Annotated in this window: 13 protein-coding genes; 3 read left to right on the top strand and 10 right to left on the bottom strand. The window is 68.9% G+C overall.

The features are described from left to right. Nucleotides 1-26: 26 nt before the first annotated feature. The 7 genes from BO221_RS12080 to BO221_RS12110 form a co-directional block, all read right to left on the bottom strand. Nucleotides 27-1,178 carry a hypothetical protein gene (locus tag BO221_RS12080; protein ID WP_073560568.1) on the bottom strand — a complete coding sequence of 384 codons (1,152 nt, stop codon included), beginning with the start codon at nt 1,176-1,178 and terminating at the stop codon, nt 27-29. A gap of 34 nt (nt 1,179-1,212) precedes the next feature. Beyond that, nucleotides 1,213-1,581 (bottom strand): hypothetical protein, encoded by a 369-nt coding sequence (locus BO221_RS12085; protein WP_073560569.1) that lies wholly within the window; start codon nt 1,579-1,581, stop codon nt 1,213-1,215. Continuing rightward, entirely contained in the window at nt 1,578-2,036 is a 459-nt protein-coding gene (locus BO221_RS12090) for a hypothetical protein (RefSeq protein WP_143195404.1), read from the bottom strand. The genes BO221_RS12085 and BO221_RS12090 overlap by 4 nt, the downstream gene beginning before the upstream one ends. 82 nt (nt 2,037-2,118) lie before the next feature. Beyond that, nucleotides 2,119-2,928 carry a tetratricopeptide repeat protein gene (locus BO221_RS12095; RefSeq protein WP_073560571.1) on the bottom strand — a complete coding sequence of 270 codons (810 nt, stop codon included), beginning with the start codon at nt 2,926-2,928 and terminating at the stop codon, nt 2,119-2,121. A 170-nt stretch (nt 2,929-3,098) separates the two neighbouring features. Continuing rightward, complete coding sequence (locus BO221_RS12100) at nt 3,099-4,226, bottom strand: NAD(P)/FAD-dependent oxidoreductase (RefSeq protein WP_073560572.1); 1,128 nt, start codon at nt 4,224-4,226, stop codon at nt 3,099-3,101. A 54-nt stretch (nt 4,227-4,280) separates the two neighbouring features. Next, nucleotides 4,281-6,164, bottom strand: a complete 1,884-nt coding sequence (locus BO221_RS12105; protein ID WP_073560573.1) for a LodA/GoxA family CTQ-dependent oxidase — start codon at nt 6,162-6,164, stop codon at nt 4,281-4,283. Nucleotides 6,165-6,180: 16 nt separating this feature from the next. Beyond that, entirely contained in the window at nt 6,181-8,115 is a 1,935-nt protein-coding gene (locus BO221_RS12110; protein ID WP_143195405.1) for a hypothetical protein, read from the bottom strand. A gap of 530 nt (nt 8,116-8,645) precedes the next feature. Between BO221_RS12110 and BO221_RS12115 the strand changes: the two genes are divergently transcribed. Beyond that, complete coding sequence (locus tag BO221_RS12115; RefSeq protein WP_073560575.1) at nt 8,646-9,974, top strand: cytochrome P450; 1,329 nt, start codon at nt 8,646-8,648, stop codon at nt 9,972-9,974. 44 nt (nt 9,975-10,018) lie between these two features. Here the strand turns inward: BO221_RS12115 and BO221_RS12120 are convergent, their stop codons facing one another. The 3 genes from BO221_RS12120 to ung all read right to left on the bottom strand — a co-directional run bounded on the left by BO221_RS12120 (nt 10,019) and on the right by ung (nt 13,365). After that, nucleotides 10,019-10,816 carry an isoprenyl transferase gene (locus tag BO221_RS12120; RefSeq protein ID WP_073560817.1) on the bottom strand — a complete coding sequence of 266 codons (798 nt, stop codon included), beginning with the start codon at nt 10,814-10,816 and terminating at the stop codon, nt 10,019-10,021. 116 nt (nt 10,817-10,932) lie between these two features. Beyond that, the gene (locus tag BO221_RS12125) at nt 10,933-12,597 is read right to left on the bottom strand and encodes a type VI secretion system contractile sheath domain-containing protein (protein ID WP_073560576.1); all 1,665 of its coding nucleotides are present in this window, start codon (nt 12,595-12,597) and stop codon (nt 10,933-10,935) included. 84 nt (nt 12,598-12,681) lie between these two features. Beyond that, the gene (gene ung, locus BO221_RS12130; RefSeq protein WP_369864759.1) at nt 12,682-13,365 is read right to left on the bottom strand and encodes a uracil-DNA glycosylase; all 684 of its coding nucleotides are present in this window, start codon (nt 13,363-13,365) and stop codon (nt 12,682-12,684) included. 222 nt (nt 13,366-13,587) lie between these two features. Between ung and BO221_RS12135 the strand changes: the two genes are divergently transcribed. Together BO221_RS12135 and BO221_RS12140 are read left to right on the top strand one after the other, a co-directional pair. Further along, nucleotides 13,588-15,435, top strand: coding sequence for a CpaF family protein (locus tag BO221_RS12135; RefSeq protein WP_073560577.1), 1,848 nt, complete (start codon nt 13,588-13,590; stop codon nt 15,433-15,435). Nucleotides 15,436-15,531: 96 nt separating this feature from the next. Continuing rightward, nucleotides 15,532-16,440, top strand: a complete 909-nt coding sequence (locus BO221_RS12140; RefSeq protein ID WP_073560819.1) for a hypothetical protein — start codon at nt 15,532-15,534, stop codon at nt 16,438-16,440. Nucleotides 16,441-16,447 lie beyond the last annotated feature (7 nt).

Below are 16,447 nucleotides of genomic sequence, written 5' to 3' on the forward strand. Positions count from 1 at the left end.
ACCTTTCCGGGCGTCGTTTTCCCCCTTCAACGGATGAGCGCGCGGGCTTGTTGCACCAGCGGAACCAGCCGTGACGAATCCTTCCAGCCACGCTGGTTTTCGGTGCCAATGGCGTGCTGCTGGATGAGCGTCCGGAGGACGTCGCGAACCCGCTCGCCATCCGCCCCGGTCCGGCCCTCATCCGCCCGCCAGGACTGCTCCTCCATCCGCGCCCAGCGTGCGGGCGTCCAACGCTCCTCGTCCGGAATATCCCGGCGTTGGGCGTCCCACAGCTCGTAGGCCACTTCGATCAGCCCCGCCCGGCAGTCCTCGAGGGCCTCCGAGGGGAGGAGCCGGACGCGCGGCACGTACTCACGCTCGAAGAGCCACCAGAGGACGGGAGCGAACTCGTGCGGCTCGGGCGCGAGGGGAGCCAGCCGGGCCAGGACGAGCTGCCGCAGCCGGGCCCAGGCCTCCTGGTGCCAGTACTCGGCGTGAAGCAGACGCTCGGGGCCGTTGCGCGGCGGGCGGGACGGCGCCAGCGTGGCCCGCTTGCGGAGCTCGGCCACCATGAGGCCCTTCGCGTCCACGCCGGACAGCCGGCGCCACACCGAGGCCAGCGCCGCCTCGCCCCTCGGCCACCACAGGTTCAGCGACTCCCGCTGGGCCTGGGTGAAGGGGATGCGGCCGGTGAGCAGCATGGGGTGGGCGAAGAGCGGCTCCAGGAAGCCCCCGAAGGCGGCGGCCTCGCGGAGCGCGGGCAGCGAGTCCGGGAGCAGCTCCAGCGCGGTGCTCGCGCGCAGGTGGGGAGGGATTTCGCGGGGGATGGTGACGAGCCAGTCCTCCAGGGCCGCCATGAGGCTCCCGAGGGACTCCTGGGAACCGCGTCCGAGCTTGCGGGCCACGTCGCGGACGAGCTGCTCGTGGAGCGAGTGGACCTCGTAGAGGCAACGGACGGTCGGGTTGCTGGTGGGCCAGGACTCCGCCTGGGCGCGGCGCAGAGCGGGGCCGAGCATCGCGTCCAGGGCATCCTGGTGGGCTGCTATCTCGCGCAGCAGGGGCAGTTCCCGCCGCAGCCGCTCCTGCCATCGAGACTCGGCGAGCACCAGCACCAGGCGGTAGTAGCGCTCGCGGGCGGGCTCCAGCAGTTCCGCCCGGCCTTCGAGACGCAGTTGGTATTCGTCGCGCGGTGCGCCCATGGTGGTGCGGAGTATACCTCCCGCGGCGCGGTGCTCAGGTGGCTCGTTCCCGGGCCAGGACGTGGTATTCCGCACAGCGCTCCAGGAACCTCAGGATGGCCGCCCGGTGGTCGCCCCCAGCCTCTTCCAGGTACAGCCCTGCCCACCCCTTGCCTGACGGGAACTCATTCCGGACGTCCCGGAGCCAGGCGCTGAACTCCTGGTACCTCGAGTCCTCGGCGCCCCCGCAGTACAGGTGGAAGCGCACGCCGTGTACGAACGCGGCCACCGCTCCTACATCCAGCTTGCCGAAGAACATCTCCGGCATCACCCCACCCAGAATCTGCTCCCGGATGAAGAGCAGGACATCCAGGGTCGAGACGAATCGGCCCTTCCACTCCTCGGGAGGACGAATGGCGCTCATGGATGCACCGTGTACTGGAGCGTCCCCAGGTACGTCATGGCTGCCTGATACTCAGCCCAGGTCATTCCCACCGCTCCCGTAAAGGCATCGAAGATTCGCCCATCATTGCGAACGGCTACATGGAAATTGTTGTCCGAGACCAGTTGTCTGCCTCTCCACGACAGCATGTCCCCAGCCGTGCTCGAGATGCGGATGAGTTGGGGACTCTGACCCAGCTGCCTGAATCCCTCGGCAATCGCGTTGGCCGTGGACTGGCAGGCGTTGGGAGCACGGCTTGCCGTGTCGAAAGCCCTTTGAAGTGCCGTGAACCACTTCGGGAGCTGCGGTGCACCCGTGGCCAGCAGGTAGTAATCGCCGGCCGCCGCAACTTCTCCGCGCAGAATCAATACGAGCGTGTGCGTCCGAACTGTATCCCCTGACGCATCCGCACGCTGAATGGGGGCGAGCAGCAACACGGCACACATCAGACTCCGAAGAATCCAGACCATGCACACCCCCAAGGCTCGAGAACGAGGATACACCCCTCGTTCACAGGCATCAGCCCGCCTGAGCAATAGTGTTGTCCTTGGGACGCAGCGGAGCGGCGAGCCGCTCGGCCTCGGCGCCCAAGGGGCCTTCCGGATCCAACGCCTTCGCACGCTCGAAGGCAGCGAGAGCCCCCGTGCGGTCCCCCTTCAGCTTGAGGGCCACTCCCACGTTGAGGTGCGCGCCGATGTTGTCGCGGTCCATGACGAGCGCCTCGCGGAAGTGCGTCAGCGCATCGTCCAGGTCACCCGCGAGCAGGGCCTCCTTGCCGGCCTGCACGCGCTTGTCCGCGTCGTTGACGAACTCCACCTGGAGCAGACTGCCACCCGCCACGGTGAAGATGAGCGCGCGCAGGATGCCGCCCCAGTAGAACGTCAGGCCCTCGGCGGCGACCACCGCGGCGATGGGCAGGTCCGGCAGCAACTGCTTGCCCCGGAACTTGAAGCGCACCTTCGTGTAGCGGCCCTTGTTGGCCCAGTGCACCAACTCCTCGCGCAGCTTGCCCAGGCTCTCCTCGACACGCTTGGGGTCGATCTCGAAGGGCAGCGTGGGACCGGCCACGGGCTCGCCCGCCGGCAGGGCCTTCATCTCGGGTACGGGCTCGGAGAGGGGGAGCGCCGCATCCGCGGTGATCTCCTCGGGCTCGGGAGCAGACACCGGAGCGGCGCGCTTCTTCGCGGCGGCGGGCTTCTTCACCGGCGCTCCACGCTTCTTCACGGGCGCGGGGCTCTTCTTCGCGGAAACGGTGCTCTTCTTCTTCGGAGCCGCGCGGGTGGCCTTCTTCGGGCTCGCCGGGGCCTTGCGGGATGCGGTCTTCGCCATGGTGGGTAGACTCTAACCAGTCGCGAGCCAGCTTGCTCGCGGCCCGATCATCCCCCCTGCCTCCTCCCGTCGCTCCGGGCCTGGGGACTCACTGGACTACGTCGGCTTCACGCTGGAGACCGACGACTTCGTGTTCGGGTATGGGATGGATTGTGAGCCCTCCGCACCACTCACTCCACGGGGGCGTCCAGCCGGCGCCGCCAGAAGTCCTCTCCGGCCCAGCGTTGCTCCAGGGTGTAGTGGGCCTGACGCGCGGACAGGTAGCGGTTGAACTCCTCCGCCTGTTGCCGTGCGTAGTCCTCCAGCGCGCCGCTGTTCCCGCCCAGCGCGGCGCACAGGGCCTGAGCCGCCGCGCGCCCGGTGCGCAGCCCCTTGAGGATGCCGCTCGAGGAGAGCGGATCCCACATCGCCGCGGCGTCCCCCACCGCCACCCAGCCCGGCCCCGCCGCCTGCTCCAGGCGGCTCGTCTCGCAACGGCGCACCCGCGGCTGTGACACCACCGCGAGCGTCCCTACCCGTTCGCGCAGGTGCCGGGTGGTGGAGAAGAGCGCGCTCCACCCCTCTGGCCGCAAGGCGCCGTGGCGCTGGAGTACATCCACGTCGCTCAGCAGCGAGAGGATGAGCTGATCCCCGGGCAGTGGCGCGGCGTACCACCAGCCATGGGGCGTGGCCTCCACCACCAGGTGCTGCTCCTGGAATCCGGGCGGCCTGCCGGTGACCACGGACACACTGCACAACGCGTCCCAGTCGAGCCGCCGCACACCGCACTGCCGTGCCACCTGGGCCGAGCGCCCCGTCGCATCCACCAGGGCCTCGCAGCGCAGCTCCACCGGGCCCCGGGGCGTGCGGACCCCAACCCGCCACCCATGTCCCTCGCGATCCAGGTGGGTGACGCAGGTGCTCCGCCACAGCGGAACCTGAAGCGACTCGGCATGGCGGGCCAGCAGCGCGTCCAGGTGCCGGCGCTCCACGTGCCAGCCGCTCCCGTAGGGGTTGGTGAAGAAGGAGTGGTGGTGGGGCCGCTCCGAACCCCAGGTGGCTTCCAGGCCATGTGACTCCAGGAAGCCCCCGGTCTCCAACGGCTCGGGTGCAAGCAATTGACTCAGCTCGGCGAAGGCCACCGGGGAGAGGGTCTCCCCGGGGCGCCAGGGGGAGTAGTCCGTGCGCTCCAGGACGCAGACGGAGACGCCCGCCCTCACCAGGGTGAGCGCGGCGCTCAGGCCCGCTACGCCGCCTCCCACCACCACGACGTCATGAGAGGCGCGCGGGCCCCACGCCTCGGAGGGTAAGGAGTCCATCGGGTCCACCAGGTTGGAAGTGGGAGCGGCGAGCATGAGCGTGGCTGGAAGTGGCTAGGAGGCCTTGGCGGCGGTCCCGGTGCCCGCGGAGGCAACCGCCACCGGAGCGCCGCGCTCCTGGGTCTCGAAATAGGCGTCGCCCTCGTTGATGACGAAGCCGAGCTTCCACCAGTTCTGCTGCATCTGGATGTACATGGCCATCTCGACGGCGCTGGTGCCCTCGGGCGCGCTGTTCTTGATCTCCGGCTTCTTCGCCTCGGCCTCGGCGACCGCGTCCAGGGCGCGAGTCCAGGGGACCATCTGGATGTCGCCCTTCTTCGCGTAGACGTCATCCGGACGGTGCGCGGCCCACCACATGTGGTACATGCCGTCGCCCTGGAAGTTGTCCTTCGTGAAGGACTTGGGCTCGAAGAACTGCTTCTTGCACTGGTAGAAGTCCGCCTGCCAGGGCAGCGCCATCTGCTGGGAGAAGAACCCCGGGCCAATGGCGAGCTTGGCCGTGGTGGGGAACACCGTGCCCGAGTGCTTGATGCGGAAGGGCGCCGCGTACAGCTCGGGCTGGCGCACCAGCCAGCTGCAGTCGATTCCAGGGAAGAAGGGGCCGCCCACGGCGTTCTCCAGCGCGGCCCGATCCACCCCTCCGGGGCTGATGTCCGGGTTGATCGCGCGGGCCTTCGCCGCGTCCCAGTCCTCCTCGAACTGCCCCTCGGACCAGCGCTTGAGCAGCCCGTACTGCACCCGCGTGAGGGTCATGAAGTAGCCCTTCTTCATTCCCTCGTCGGGCGCCTCGTCCCTGTAGCCGTCCCCCAGCCCCTTGGGCATCAGCAGGGGCTCGAGGGTGGCGCTGAAGGGATCACGCAGGTAGTTGAAGATCGTCTTGCGCAGGCGCTGGCCCTTGACCGAGGCCACCGAGCCGAGATCCTGCTCCACGCCCGCGAGGGTGGCATGGAAGGCCTTGGAGGCCTCGGGATTGTGGACATGGCGGTGCCCCAGGGCCCGCTCGAGGATGGGAAACACCTCCAGCCGGAAGGAGGGCTTGTACGTCTGGAAGGAATGGGTCGTCGTATTCCAGTCCGCGCGCTGCTGCTTGAGCCGGGCGAACAGGCCCTTGTCGAAGAAGCCATCGGAGGCGGGAAGCGGCACATCCTTCACGCGCACCGCCAGGTCCCACATGGTGTCGAACAGGCGCACGACGTTGCCCACCGCGGGTCCGAAATCCGGCGGCGCCACCATCAGCCAGGCGCCTTCGCTGCCCTCCAGCTTCACCGTCTGGGTCTTGCCGCCCTCCGTGTAGGTGATCTCCGCGCTCACGGGTCCGTCCGACATGTCGTCGAACCAGTGATCATTGTTCACGTAATCGTTGATGAGCTTGCCCTGCGCCGTCTTGCTGGCCTGGCCGAGCCCGCCCAGTACGAGCAGACGGCCCTTCTCATCCGTGCGCAGCTCGCCCAGGGTGGTGATGGGGATGTGGGTATTGGGGTTGGTGAGGGGTACGGGCGGCTTGCCCGGGCCCGAGATGGACTTGAGCCCGGGGTCGATGACGAGCAGCTTCTCGCGCTCGGCCGCGCCCTGAACATGCGCATTGCGCTTCCCGTTCCAGGAGCCGTCCGCCCCATCCTGCCCGTCGAACTTGAAGAAGGCGGCCTTGCGGTTGGCCAGGTGGACATTCCACTTGATGCCGGTGACGTCGAAGCTGCCCGCGGTGACTTCCCGCAGGGGAGACTTCACGCCGTCCTGCACCGTGTACTCGAAGATGCGGAAGCGGGCCGCCTGCCGCTTGACGCGGCCCTGACTGTCCTTGAAGGGCAGGAACTTCTTCTGGGTGATGTCGAAGTTGGGCGGCTGGTTGGGATGCTCCGGACCGATGAAGAACTCGTCCGGGGAGTTGCCGACGCGGGCGATGCCCACGGCGGGATGGATGCGGAAAAAGCGGGCCATGGTCTGTTCCTTGGAATCAGTGGGTCTGGGTGTACAGCTTCTCGATGAGCTCGATCATTCGCTTCTTGTCCTTGTCACTCATCTCCCGGTCCACGGGCATCTTGAAGCCAATGATTTTCGCCTGTGTGGGATTGGGATCGAGCCGGTCGAGGATGGGGCTGCTCTGGTCCGCGACCATGTCCTTGCTGAAGACGTCGTAGCGGACGGCGCCGTGGCAGCGGTAGCAATACTTGTTCATCAGGCCGAGCAACTCCTTGTCATCGGCGCTCGACGTCCAGTCCAGGGGCGCCGCGGTGGGCTTGCGGTCCTTCTTGAGTGGGTGGCCCGTGTTGGAGAAGGAGATGGCGCGCTTGATGAGGTCTGGCTCCGGCGCCACGGAGGTCTTGTGGAGCTCCAGCCACTTGTTGGTCGCGACGAGGTGGAAGCCCTTGGGGTTCACGCGCTTCTGCATGTCCGCGACCTCCTGGTTGAGCTGGCGCAGCACGCCAAAGGCCTCGGCGTATCTGGCAGACTTCACGTCCTTGCCCGCGTCGAAGAGCACGGGGGGCGCATCGGGCTTGTTCAGGGCGGGGAAGTCGCCATCCGCGAGGCGATCCAACCAATGGTCGGTATCGAGGTGGTTGAGCACGGCCTGGCCACGCAGCGAGCCATGGCAGGTGTCACACCCGTTGGGGACGTAGTAGGGGGCGGCGCCCGGGAGCAAACCGGCATCGAAGAAGGCGTCGAGCTTGTAGGAGAGCTTGTAGCCCTTGTTCGAAGGCCCGAAGTCCATCCAGTAGATGCTGTTGAGCTCCGCGTTCTGGCAGGCGGTCTGGCCGGCCTTGCACTGGGTGATCAGGGCCACCTGCGTGTTGACGGAGCCATTCTTCGCCGACAGGGGCACGTTGGTGCCACCAAAGGGGCTGTGGACGGAAGGCCCGGTGAAGTGGTTGAAGAGGATCCAGGCGCTCTCCACGAAGTGCTTCCGCGCCTCGGAACCGGGGCGGGATTTCATGCGCACCAGCCGGCGCCAGCCGCTCTTGCGCTCCGCGGGCTTGTCCTTGAAGTTGACGATCTTGGGCGCGAAGAAGCGGGAGACGAGGATGTCTCCACTCGAGACACCCGCCCGCACGATGGTCCACTGGGCCGAGGGCTGGTTCCGGGCGTCGGTGGCATGGATGCCGACCGAGTCAGGGGTGTTGATTCTGGGCGAGCAGTTCCTGCATCGGGCCAGGTAGTTGCCCGTGTTCGCCTTGAAGGCGACCTTCCCGTTGGGAAGGAGTTCCGGGGTGAACTGAGAGAGAGGGTGCGGTGTGGCACCGGGCACATGGACGGTCGCGAAGTCCTCGATGGTGCCTTGTGCGACGCAGCCGTTGCACCGGCTCACGTAATTGCCCGTGTCCGCCTTGAGGCCGATCTTGCCACCGCCCGCATCCACCACCTCGAAGAGGGTGGAAGGCCCGGCGTCCGCACGGGTGGCATTGGCGACCACGAGGTCCGGCACTATCACGCCCGCTGGAATAGACATCTTGGTCTGCAGCCACTCACTGGAGCGGGCCAGGAACGAGCCCGTGTCTGCCTGGAGCGAGACCTTGCTGCCCACGGGCAGCACCTGCGCGAGGGTCGCCGTCCCCTCCATCAATGACTCGGGCTTCGCGAACTCGACGTCCTCGGGGGTGAGCTCCTTGTACCCGAGGTAGCTCAACAGGTCCTCGAGGGTCGCCTGTGACTCGATCGTCGCGGGCGTGAGGACTCCGAGCTTCTTGGAGAGCTCCTTGTAGTACCTGGACGCCTCCTCCGGGCTGCCATTGTTGAGGGCGCTCTGCTGTGGAGCGGGGGCCTCGGGGAGAGCGGGCTTGGGAGCGGCGCTCTGCGCGAAGCCGGGCAACGCCCGCAGGGCCCCCCACAAGACAACGAAGGCGAGCAGGGAACTTCGACGGGGACACGACGAAGAAACCGCGAACTTTTTCATCTTGGGTTGGTTCCTGTTTGTGCAAACACGACCCGGGGAACCCAAGTCCTTCGAACCGCCAGAACGCAGCCAGATACGGTGCGCGGCCCCCCATGCGATGACTCAGCAACAAGCATGCCTTTCATTGGCGAGGTATTTCTTGTTCGTGTGAGCACCTTTGACGTGTCAGCCGCCCTGTTGGCGCGTCAGTTCCCCCCCTTTTGACGTGTCAGCCCATGTCTTTTGATGTGCAACCATTCGGGGCGAGAGAGGTCTTGACGCGGCATGGGCGCTGCAATCCCATTCTGGTGGGCTGATGCACTTCAAGGCCCGAACAAGGAGCTCGACATGAAGGCGTTCTTCTACATCGCGGTGGCGCTGGGCCTGTCCAATCCGAAGAAGCTGACGCGCCAGTACCAGGCCATCACGCCCGGCGGCGGCTACTGAGTCACCAGCTGAAGTCTTGACTCGAACCGGCCAGCGGCGGGCTCATGCCGCTGGCCGGTTCTCTTCGCGGAAGCGCCATCTGTCCGTGAGAGGGGATTCTTCGCATGACTGCGATTCATCGAGAGCCGCCCGGCCCCGAGGGGACGTGGGGTATCGCCAACGTCGCGGACTTCCACGCCGACCCGCTCCGGTTCGTGACCCGGTGCGCCCGGGAGTTCGGTGATGTCGTCCGGTTGGGCCAGGACAACTATCTGCTCTGCCATCCCCGTGACATCGAGCATGTCTTCGTCAACAGCCAGCGGAGCTTCGCGAAGGAGACCGGGCAGAAGCCGGACCATGCCAAGACGGGCTCGTACCACTATGCGCTGATGCACACGGACGGGAAGGACTGGCTCTACAAGCGCAGGCTCCTCCAGCCCCTGTTCAAGCGGGATCGCGTCGACACCGGCGCGGAGCCCATCGTCGCGGCCGCCGAGGAGATGATCGCTTCCTGGCGCCCAGGGGAGGTGCGCGCGCTCGAGGGAGACGTCGCGCCGCTCTCGGCCCAGTTGGTCGGGCGGTTCCTCCTGGGTTCGGACCTCAGCGCCAACGAGGTCCGGCGGGTCACGTCCTTCCTGGCGTGGAGCTTCCGGCCGCTTCCGATCAAGATACCGCGCTGGCTCCCCACACCCCGGAACCTCCGGTTCAGGTGGTCGGTCCTGCAGTTCGACCGGGCCATCTACGGGCTCATCGAGCGCCTCCGGGAGCACAGCCGCGGCTCGTCCAACCTGCTCGAGCTGGTGCAGCAGGCCCGCGACGGGGAGGATGGCTGTCTGGCTCCGCCGTGGTACCCCCGCGACGAGGTGGCCATCATGCTGCTCGCCGCGCATCAGCCGACGGCCATCGCGCTGGCATGGACGCTCTACCTGATGGCGCAGAACCCGGAAGTGGATGCGCGGGTGGCCGCCGAGGTGAAGCAGATACTGGGTGACCGGCGCGCCACGGCCGAGGATTCGGAGCGTCTGGTCTACACGAACGCGGTCATCAAGGAGACGCTGCGGCTCTACCCGCCTGTCTGGATGACGGCCCGGGATGCCATCCAGGATGGAGAGCTCGGCGGCTACCGGCTCTCCGCGGGTGTCAGCCTGGCGCTGAGCCCCTGGGTCGCCCACCGGGACCCGCGATGGTTCGCGGACCCCGATACGTTCCGCCCGGAGCGCTGGCTCGATGGCTCACTGGAGGGGCTCCCGAAGTACGCGTACTTCCCCTTCGGGGGTGGCCCACGCCTCTGCATGGGCGCGGCACTCGCGAAGCTGGCACTGGTGCTCGTCATCGCGACGGTGGCCCGCCGTTACCGCCTCACGCTCGCGGCGGGCGCGAAGGTCTCCCCCTTCGCCGCGGCTTCCTTCCTCATTCCCCAGGGGGTCCGCCTGGTGCCCACGGCACGGACCTGAAGCACTCGGGCGAAAAAGAAGACCCTCGCGCGCCAGCCCCAGGGTCACGCATTGGCCCGGAGGGGGTCCTCTCGCTTCACTTGCGCGGAAGTGAGACCGAAGCGCCGCTCGCGTTGCTGGTATTGAGCCAGGCAGCGCAGGAAGGCCTCGGTCCGGAAGTCCGGCCAGAGGACGTCGCTGAAGCACAGCTCCGCGTACGCCAGCTGCCAGAGCAGGAAGTTGGAGATGCGCTGCTCACCGCTGGTGCGCACCACCAGATCCAGCGGTGGCAGCCCATTCGTCCAGAGGTAGGACTCGAAGGTCTGGGTGTCCAGTTGCGCTGGCGTCAACTCGCCCTTGCACACGGCCTCGGCCATGCGGCGCGCCGCATGGGCCAGCTCCTCGCGTCCGCCGTAGGACAGCGCCAGCGTCAGCACCATGCCCTTGTTGTCCGCCGAGTCCGCCCGCAGCCGGTCCAGCGGCTCCTTCACGAAGCGCGGCAGCTTCTCCACCTCGCCAATGGCGTTGAAGCGGATGCCGTTCTCCAGGATTTCCGCGCGCTCGCTCTCGAGGTACTCGCGCAGCAGGTTCATGAGGGCGGCCACCTCCTCGGAGGGGCGGGCCCAGTTCTGCGAGGAGAAGGCATAGACGGTGAGGGCCTGGACCCCCACGCGCCGGGCGCAGCGGGTCACCTCGCGCACACTGTTGGAGCCCTCGCGGTGGCCCTCCTCCCGGGGCAGGCCGCGCATCTCCGCCCAGCGGCCGTTGCCATCCATGATGATACCCACGTGGCGCGGCAGGGGCCGTTCCTGGACGAGTCGTTCGAGAGCAGCCACGGAGGGAGGCGACAGAGGACGTTCCATGATGCGGCTCAATGTAGAGCCTCCCCCCTCCCCGTTCATGGGGGATGGCGGGAGTGGTCGCACCACCCGCCCGAGCGGTCGCGCCCGGGGGTTGAACGTCCCCCCGGGTTGACCGGCTACCCGCGCATCGGCAGGACGAAGCCCAGCTCCAGGGGCATGCCCGCGTACTCCGGCCGCACCAGCGCCGTCACGCGCACGCCCCGGGTGCCCTCGCCGGTGGGTACCACCTCGCCGCGCACCCGGCCCGCGGGCGTCGCCCCGCCGAACAGGAACACGTCCGCGGCCTGCGAGAACAGCGTCGACACCTCCGCGTCACCCGCGCTCGCCGGGAGCTGGTCCCTCACCCACTGCGCGAAGCGCACGATGCGGCCCGTGAGGATCTGCGCCGGCAGCGGCACCCGGTGCTCGCCCCCGTACACCATGGGCGCCGCCGTGAGCTGCAGCACGTCCGTGTTCCTGCCGCTGCCCAGCCCCAGCACGCCCAGCTCGGCCAGCCGCGACTGCGTGCGCAGGGGGAAGAACGTCTCCGTGGGCACCGCCGTCCCGCCCTCGCGCCCCGGAGGCAGCTGCCACACCGCGGGCGCCTGCACCCCACCCGTGCCCCCGAGAATCCGCGCGAAGCTCCCCGTCTCGCGGAAGCTCGACGCCAGCATCGACGCCACGCCCAGGGCCGCGCTGGTGAAGCACGTCCGCCGCCGGGCTCCCTGCCCGTCCACCATCACCACCACCCGGTGCAGCGCCGCGCACAACCAGCGAGCGGACTCCTCCGCGCGCAGGCCCGTCCAGGCCTCGGAGACGCCACCCCCCTCCTCCTCCACCCGCGTCACCACCTCCGCCGCCGACGTCACGCCGAAAAGCGAGGGCGGCACATCCACCACCACCGGAAGCTGCGCCCGCTCGCCCAGCGCGGCCAGCTTCCCGAGCAGGGCCACGTCGTCCACCGCCTCCACCACGAAGAGGGCATCGGGACGCTCGAAGCGGTCGAGCGGAAGCTGATTCTCCAACCTCTCCACGGCCGCCGGGCCCTCCACGTCGAACGCCTCCAGGGACATTCCGGACGACGCGGGGCAGTGGTCCACCAGCATCTTCAGGCCGCGCCAGGCCGACTCGAGCCGCGCGACGAGCGGATGGGCGAGCACGTCCCGGGCCGTGGCCAGCACCGCCTCCTCCACCAGGGCCCGCGCCGGAGCCGCCGCCGAGGCGGGATTCGCCGGGGGCGTCGAGCGCGTCCCCACCGCGCGCAGGAAGGCATCCACGCCCGCCTTCGCCGCCTGCTCGGGGCGGGCCGCGTCCGTCCGCTCGAAGATGGAGTCCACGAGGTCCGGCTGCCGGGGCGCCGTCGAGGCGTGGGGGGCGACGCCATTGCTCACGCCATTGCCCGCCTTGGGCGCGGGCGGGGATTGCTTCTCGCGAAGCACGGCGCCCACCGACTCGGCGAGGCGCCCGGCGCCCACCACCGCCTCGATGCTCTTGACGGCCGCCTCCGCGGGCAGCTTGTCCAGCCCGTCCATGAGGGCCTTGAGCGCACGCAGCTCGGGGAGGGCGGACACCACCTCCGCCACCACGAAGGAGCGCAGCTTGGGGAAGCTCAGCTCGAAGGTGCGCGTCTCGCCCGCGCCCAGCCGGTCCGCCACGCTCACGCGCAGCCCCGTGGCGGAGCGAGCCAGTTCCTCGGCGAAGGAGTCCGGCGTCACCTGGAAGCGCCTGCCCGAGGGGCTCTGCGTGAAAGCCCCCGCGACCCACCACCTCACCTGCGAACCCGCTGTATCCTCACGGCTCATCCTGGCATCCCCCCTCGGTTGGAGTGGCCAGCAAGGTTAGCCCGATTCAGCGGGCCCGGGACAGTTCCCGGAGAGGACTCCGCCTCACGACGGCAGTTGCCAGTCGATGGGCTCGCGCCCCGCCTTCTTCAAGGCATTGTTGGCGCCGCTGAAGGGTTTGCTGCCGAAGAAGCCCTTCTTCGCCGACAGGGGCGAGGGGTGCGGCGCCTCGAGGACGATGTGCTTCGAGGTGTCGATGAGCGCCTTCTTCTTCTGGGCGTAGCTGCCCCAGAGGATGAACACCACGGGCTCCAGCTTGCCGCTCACCTTCTGGATGACGGCATCGGTGAAGTGCTCCCAGCCGTGCCCCTCGTGGGCGTTGGCCTCACCCTGGCGCACCGTCAGCACCGCGTTGAGCAGCAGCACGCCCTGCTCCGCCCACGGGACCAACGAGCCATCCTTCGGCCTCGGCACGCCCACGTCGCTCTCCAGCTCCTTGAAGATGTTCACCAGCGAGGGCGGCGGCTTCACTCCCGGCTGTACGGAGAACGCCAGCCCATGGGCCTGCCCCGGTCCGTGGTACGGGTCCTGCCCGAGCAGCAGCACCTTCACCCCCTCGTAGGGCGTCAGCCGGAAGGCCGAGAACAGGTCCTCCTCGGACGGGTACACCGTCTGCTCCCGCCGCTCCCCGGCGACGAACGCCTCCAGCTCCGCGAACTCCGGGCTGTCCAGCACGTCCTTCAGCACCATCCTCCAGTCCTTCGGCAGCCGGTCCTTCATCGAGCCCATCGCGCCTCCGCGTCTCGTGCCCCATCCGGGCACCCCATCCACACTACTTTTGCGGTCGGATGACGCCAGTGTTTTCCGCACGTGAGTCGAGTGGAGGGCGAATGACCCTCACCCCCCACCCTCTCCCAGAGGGAGAGGGAGAGCCGCCCGCCTGGCCTCCGTGCCGGTAACCAGGCCCTGCGCTTGGGACTCGGCCGGTCTCGGGCTAGCCTCGGGGGCGCCATGTCGATGTACAACGAGTCGCTCCGCGCCTTCCTCAAGCCCGTCCTCCCCTATCTCGACGACCCCTCGGTCTCCGAGATCATGATCAACGGGCCCACCGACATCTGGATCGAACGCAAGGGCAAGGTCTCCAAGGTCGATGCCTCGTTCACCGAAGAAGGGTTGATCGGCGCCGCGCGCAACATGGCGCAGTTCGTCGGCCGCCTCCTCAATGACGAGCGCCCCCGCCTCGACGCGCGCCTGCCCGACGGCAGCCGCATCCACGTCGTCATCCCGCCCATCGCCCGCAAGGGCACCACCATCTCCATCCGCAAGTTCTTCAAGGACAAGCTCACCATCGAGTCCTTGATCAAATTCAAGTCCATGACGCCGCAGATGGCTCGGCTCATCGACGCGGGCATCCACACCAAGCTCAACATGCTGGTGTCCGGCGGTACCGGCTCGGGCAAGACGACGCTGCTCAACATCGTCTCCTCTCTCATCCCCGACGAGGAGCGCATCCTCACCATCGAGGACTCGGCCGAGCTCCAGCTCAACCAGTCCCACCTCGTCCCCTTCGAGAGCCGGCCCCCGGACAAGTTCGGCAAGGGCGGCGTGGACATGGGAGACCTGCTCAACTCGGCCCTGCGTCTGCGCCCCGACCGCATCGTGGTGGGCGAGGTGCGTGGCGGCGAGGCCTTCTACCTCGTGCAGGCGATGAACACCGGCCACGGCGGCTCGCTGGCCACCACCCACGCCAACACGCCCACCGACACGCTGCGCCGCATCGAGTCGCTCTGCCTCATGTCCGGCATCGACCTGCCCATGGTGGCCATCCGCGCCCAGGTCGCCAGCGCCATCAACTTCGTCATCTGCTGCGAGCGCCTCCACGACGGCAGCCGCAAGACGATCGCCCTCTCCGAGGTGCTCCCGCTCAACGAGAAGGGCGAGTACCGCACCCAGGACATCTTCGTCTTCACCCCGGTGACGAAGGACGAGGACGGCCACATCCTCGGCTACCACGCGCCCACCGGCATCATCCCCCACTTCGTCGCCCGGGCGCGCGCCTACGGCTTCTCGGACCTGGACGAGTCCTTCTTCGACCCGGCCACCTACGGCCTGCCGCCCCCGCCCTCCTTCCACGCCGGCGAGAGCTACAGCGTGCACTGGGCCCCCTCGCTCAAGCACCGCGAGCGCGGCGAGCCCGACCCGGCGAGCTACAAGAAGGAGTGGCTGGCCTTCGAGCAGCGCCTGAAGGACGAGGCCCACGAGGCCAAGGGCGGCAAGCCCGCGGCGCCCGCCTCGCCGCCCGTGCAGGTGCAGGTGCCCGCCAACCTCCCCGTGACGGCTCCCCGAGCCCCCGAGCCGCCCGCGCCCACCCCCGCTCCCGTCCGCTCCCGGACGACCGAGGTGCCCGCCGCGCGCACCGGCCCCGCCCCGCGGCCCAATCTGCCCGCCAACCGGCCCGCCCCGCCCGTCCCCGACGAGCACGACGACGACAAGACGCCCCCGCCCACGCGCAACCCCTTCGCCGCCGAGGCGGATGACGGGCTCGGCGCGCCTCCGGACGACGAGCCCAGCGTGCAGGTGTCCGCGGACCTCCTGGCCGAGGACCTCGACGCCACCCAGGGCCGGGGCATCCCTCCGCCGCGTCCGGCCCGCCCCGCCACGCCTCCGGCGCGTCCCGCCCCGGCCACCGGCTCCCGCCCCGCCGTGGCGTCGCCTCCCCGCCGGCCCGCCCCTGCCGCTCCCGCGCGTCCGCCCCCTCCCGTCCCGTCCGAGCACCTGGAGGACGATGACGCACCGCGCGAGTTGGACAACTCGGAGAAGACACACATCAAGCCCATGCCCGAGAAACCGCGCCGCTGAGGCCGCTCGCCTGGGCACACCGGCGTCACGCACCCGGCGCTACTTGGAGTGCGTGACCTTGCGATGGGCGCGACATGGGGGGAAAGTGACACCATCGTGTTCCTTTCACTCCTCGCCACGCTCGTCGTGCTCGGCCAGACGCCCACGACCTCCGAGGCTCCGCTCACCGTGCTGATCGCCCCGCCGGAGGCCGCCGGGGTCCCCTCCCACATCGTCTCCTTCGCCCAGGAGCATGTGTACGAGCAGCTCAAGACGCAGGGGCTGCAGGTGGTGCGCGCCTCGGAGCTGTCCCAGCGCCTCCCGCCCGCGCAGCGCAAGACGGTGCTCGGGTGCAACCGCCTGGAGGCCGCGTGCCGGATTACGCTCGGCGAGGCCGCCCAGGCCGACGTGGTGATGATCGCCGAGCTGGTGCAGTTCCTCAGCGGCTACCGGGTGGGCCTGAAGGCCTACGCCACGCGCGACGGCGAGCAGCTCTCCGAGCACTACGTGCCGGGCGTGCGCGAGGACCAGTTGCTCGACGCGCTCACCCAGTCCAGCGACAAGGTGGTGCCGCCGGTGCGCCGCGCGCTGCGCCCCTCCCTGGAGCCCATCGTCGAGGCCCCGGTCCAGCCCACCACGGCCACGCCCCTCCAGCCGGTGCCGGTGAAGCCCGAGGTGACGGCCTCGCGCTCGGGCGCGCCGGGCTGGGCGTGGCTGCCGGCCGCCGGGGGTGCGGTGCTGCTGGGCGCGGGCACGCTCTTCTTCATGCAGGCGGGCAATGACTACAAGGCCCTGCAGGCGAGGCAGTTCACCGACCCCTCGGAGGGCGAGCGGCTGCGGGACTCGGGCGCGCGCGCGCAGTGGCTGAGCCGGGGCTCCTTCGCGGTGGGCGCGGTGGGCGTGGTGACGACGGGGCTCATCTACCTGCTGTCTGGCAAGAACGAGGGCTCGCCTTCACAGGTGCGCCCCACCGCCTCCGTGGGCAACGGCGGCGGCATGGTCGGCGTGGCCGGAACACTGCCGTGAGGACTCC

The organism is Archangium sp. Cb G35 (assembly GCF_001896145.1).
GTDB lineage: Bacteria > Myxococcota > Myxococcia > Myxococcales > Myxococcaceae > Archangium > Archangium violaceum.